Source organism: Eggerthella sp. 1_3_56FAA, from assembly GCF_000185625.1.
In the GTDB taxonomy this organism is placed as follows: Bacteria; Actinomycetota; Coriobacteriia; order Coriobacteriales; family Eggerthellaceae; genus Eggerthella; species Eggerthella lenta.
Genome location: NZ_GL622579.1, coordinates 714,315 through 718,419, shown reverse-complemented (window position 1 = coordinate 718,419; position 4,105 = coordinate 714,315). Strand labels below are relative to the sequence as shown.

Sequence of the window (4,105 nt, the reverse complement as noted above, 5' to 3'; positions counted from 1 at the left end):
CGGGCCGACGGGCTACGCGGAGTAGAGCCCGTCCTTGTTGAAGCGGTACCACGACTCGACGGCCTCCTCGGGCTCCCTTGCGGGCAGCGCGTCGGGCTGGAGATGGCGAAAAACTATCGAATTCGGAAGAGGTCGCGCATTTCGTGAGGGGCGGCCTCGCTCTGTCGGAAAAGCCCCCTTCTATGAGCAGGCGTTATGGAGAAGAGGGTTTTTCGGCGCCCCGCAGGTTGGCTCGCAGGCTTCCGAATTCGATAGTTTTTCGCCATCGCGTGCGCTGCCGGATGCTCGGGCGCGCCGGCGCTCGGTTAGTCGGCGGGCTCGACCTTCCGTGCACGGTTTTCTGCGAAATGCTGCAAGCTTCCTTTCGCGTGCCTTCCGCATTCTTCCGGTTGCGAACGTTTCCCCAGGTCGCGTTTGCCGTGTCGCTCCGCGCGTCTTCAGCTCTCTCGAAAACGCAACATTTCGTTCGAAACCGTGCACGAGCCGGGAGGGCGGATTCTTCCGATCGGGCGCCGAGGTCCGAGGGCGGGGACAAGGCTCGGAGGAGGGTCTTTCGCACTCGCTCGGTTGACGCGCGCCCGGGAAAGTCAACCGATGCTCGCTTGCGTCAACCGTTCGCGTTCCTCCATACTGTAGGGCGGGACGCGCGCCGAACGGAAAGAAGGAGCCTCGCATGCACGACATCAACTTGGGAGCCGCCATCGCGCGCGAGCGCCGTGCGGCGCAGGTGACGCAAGGCGAGCTGGCCGCGCACCTGGGCGTGACGAAGGCGGCCGTGTCGAAGTGGGAGCTGGAGCAAAGCATGCCCGACGTGGCCCTGCTGCCGCGCATCGCCGCCTACTTCGACCTCACGCTGGACGAGCTGTTCGACTATCGGCCGCAGCTGGTGGGCGACGATCTGCAAGACGTCTACCTGAGGCTGCTCGCGCAGTTCGACGAAGATCCCGAAGCCGCTTTCGCGAACGCCGAGGACCTCGTCCGTTCGCACTACTCCTGCTGGCCCGCGCTGCAGCAGATGGGCATGCTCTACGTGCAGCGCGCAACCCTCGACCCCGACCGCGCCGAAGCTTTGGCCGCACGCGCCGCAGAGCTGTTCGAGCGCGTCGAGCGGCATGCCGACGATGTGGAGCTTGTGCGCGCCGCGCGGATGATGCGCGCTTCCGTCATGAGCGTGCAGGGTGACTTGGACGGATGCATCGCCCTGTTCGAAAGCCTCAAGCCCGACAGGACGGCGGCGAACATCGATCTCATGCTGGCCAGCATGTACCAGCAGAGAGGCGACCTTGACGCCGGCTTGAAGCTGTTCCAGGAATCGATGGGCTGGTGCGTGATGAACGCCATAAGCTGCGTCTCGGCGCAGATCCCGCTGTACGCCGACGACGCCGAGCACCTGGAGGCGCTCCTGCGGGCCGGCGAAGGCGTGCTTTCCGGGTTCGATTTGCAGAACCAGAGCCCGATGACGGTGCTCACGTTCTGCACGAACGCATCTTCCGCGTGTTTGCAGGCGGGCGACGAGGATCGAGCCGCGAGCTATCTCGAGCGCTTTACGTCTTTGCTGGAGGAGCTTGACGCGCGCACGCTGGTGTACGGCCGGAACCAGAGCGCGCTGTACGATCGGGCGCCCGAGCTTTGGAGCGTCGATCCCGGCCAGGAGCATATCGCGGAAACCCGGTTCGGCGCGATCGACTTCAGGCGGCAGTGCGCGCAGATGGTGGCAGCGCAGCCCGTCTGGGCCGAACGTGCCGGCGATTCGCGTTTCAAGCCGCTGTTCGACCGACTGGAGGCCCTATGAGCGAAGCGGACGTGCTGTATGTGGAGGACTTGGCCTATCGCTATGGCAAGACGGAAGTGTTCGCCGGCGCGTCGCTTTCGTTGCGGGCGGGCGAGGTCGCGTTTCTCACCGGGCCGAACGGGGCGGGTAAGTCGACGCTTCTGCGCTGCCTGGCCGGCTGGGACGCGCCTGCCGAGGGGCGGGTGGAGCTGTGCGGAAGGCGCTTCGACGGCGCGGATCGCGCGCAGCGAAGCCTGCTGGCCTTCGTGCCCGACGTCCCCTCGTTCTACGACGACCTTACAGCGGGCGAGCATATCCGCTTCGTGCGGCAGGCGAACCGTATGAGCGCCGACGACGACCCGTCGGAGCGGCTCATGGCTCTCTTCGGCCTCGACGGCCATCGCGACCAGCTGCCCTCGGCATACTCGCGCGGCATGCGTCAGAAACTGGCGCTCGTGCTGGCCTTCGCCCGCGCGCCGCGCTTGCTGCTGCTCGACGAACCGTACGGGCCGCTCGACCCGGACGCCTCCGGGGTGTTGAGCGGGCTTATCGAGGAAGCGCGCAGCGCCGGCGCGGCCGTGCTGGCCAGTTGCCATCATGACGTGCCCAACCTGCGGCCGGACGCGCTGCTGCGTCTGGAAGACGGCCGCCTCGCCGTGCTCGATGCGCGTGACGGAGGCGAAGGACGCATGGTGCGGAACGCGTTCGGCGCGAGCTTCGGAGGCGACGATGCATGACGTTCGCCTGCTGCTGTGGCTGAGAGCGCGCCATGCGCGCTCGGCTCTGAACCGAACCTTGCACCTCGTGGGCGCCGGCGTCGACGACGGCGGCTGGGGAGAGCGCGCTTACCAGCTGTACGCGGTGGGCATCATGCTCGTGTGGGCCGCGCTCATGGCCGCAGCGCTCGTCGATGCGATCCAGGGGGTCTTCGTCGGCCTCGCCGCCGCCGTATGCTCGCTCGCGGTTCAGGGGGCGCTGCTCGCGGTGGCGCTCGTCCTGCTGCGCGTCGGCATCGCGGGCGCGCGCACGACGCCGTTGAAGCTGTCGCATCCCGACATAGCCTATCTGGCGGCCAGCGCGGTGAGCGCGCGGGCGCTCGCGGGCGTGCCGGCCGGAGTGCAAGCTTTCGCAGGCGCGGCTGCCGGGGCGGCGCTAGGGTTTCTGCTGGGCGTGGGGTTGGAGAGCGCGTCCGTGCTCGCGGGCGCGCCGGCCGCGGTGGCGCTCGCAGGTGCGGCGCTGGCTGCGGCCGCGGTTGCGCTTGGCTGGGTCGTAGGTTTCGTCCGGCTGGCAAGCGACGGCTGGAGCGGATGGCGCACGGCTGCGGCCGCATTCGTTCTCGTGGCGTTTGCCGTTTCCTGGTGCGGCGTCGCGCTGGCCGCGGGCGCTGATGCGCTGTTGGCTCCTGCGACGTTCGCGGTTCTTTCCGTGGGCGGATTCTTCGTCCTCGCCGTCGCGGCGATCGCCCTCGCCCTGCTTGCGCCGCGCGTGGATATGACGCGCGTCATCGACGAGAACTCCCTGCATGCCGACCTCTGCCAGTTCGGCATGCTGTCGCCCCTCGACCGCAACGACATCGCCGAATACCAGCGTCGCCGCAAGCTGGCCGACCGTCCCGTGCGGTTCTCCCTGCCGCGCGGGGAGGGCCGCCTCGCCCTCGTGCAGCGCGCCGCGCTGTCGCATGCGCGCCAGTACGACGGCCTTGCGAGCCTCGTGATGCAAGGTGCCTTCGTCGTGCCGCTCGGGGTGCTCGCGCTCCTCGGCGCGGGCGGCCCCGTGCTGTTCGTGTTCTGGCTGCCGGTGGCCGTTCTCATGCCGCAGGGCGTGCGCGAGGCCACGCGGGCGTTTCGGGACGACGCGCGCAATCGCCTCGTGCGCGACCGTCTGCCGTTCGGCGTGCTCGAACTGCTGGCATTCGACACGCTGCCCGCGTTCGCCGCCACGACCTTGCTCGCGTGCGGCGCCGTGGCTGCGATGATTCCCATCGGCACGTCGCTTCCTCTCGCGCTTGCGCTTGCGGTGCTGGTCGGCGCCGCATCGCTGCTCTGCTGCGGCCTCGATGCCGTGCGTCTGTTCCCGGGCGGCCCGCGTTTGTGCTACGAGTACGGCGCGCTTGCGCTGGTGGGCGTGGGATTCGCGCTTTCGCTGTTCGCGTCGGCGGCCGTCGCGGCGATGGGTATGGCGCTCTTTGCCGCGGCGGTTGCCCTCGTCGTGCGTTTCGGTTCGGAATGCGTGCGCTGAGCGCGTCCCCGTCCTGGATGGGATTCCGTATACGACCCCTAAGCGCAGGCGAGCGGCGGCGCGCTGCGAGCTCGAGTTCGGCCGACGACGACCCTC

The 4,105-nt window shown here is 68.5% G+C and carries 3 protein-coding genes; all 3 read left to right on the top strand.

Features of this window, described 5'->3' with window-relative positions:
- Positions 1 to 673: 673 nt before the first annotated feature.
- Genes HMPREF1023_RS03120 through HMPREF1023_RS03110 form a run of 3 tightly spaced genes read left to right on the top strand, consistent with a single transcriptional unit; the run spans position 674 to position 4,009 of the window.
- Positions 674 to 1,792, top strand: coding sequence for a helix-turn-helix transcriptional regulator (locus tag HMPREF1023_RS03120; RefSeq protein WP_009304693.1), 1,119 nt, complete (start codon positions 674 to 676; stop codon positions 1,790 to 1,792).
- Positions 1,789 to 2,508 (top strand): ABC transporter ATP-binding protein, encoded by a 720-nt coding sequence (locus HMPREF1023_RS03115; RefSeq protein WP_009304692.1) that lies wholly within the window; start codon positions 1,789 to 1,791, stop codon positions 2,506 to 2,508. The genes HMPREF1023_RS03120 and HMPREF1023_RS03115 overlap by 4 nt, the downstream gene beginning before the upstream one ends.
- Complete coding sequence (locus HMPREF1023_RS03110) at positions 2,501 to 4,009, top strand: hypothetical protein (RefSeq protein ID WP_009304691.1); 1,509 nt, start codon at positions 2,501 to 2,503, stop codon at positions 4,007 to 4,009. The genes HMPREF1023_RS03115 and HMPREF1023_RS03110 overlap by 8 nt, the downstream gene beginning before the upstream one ends.
- Positions 4,010 to 4,105 lie beyond the last annotated feature (96 nt).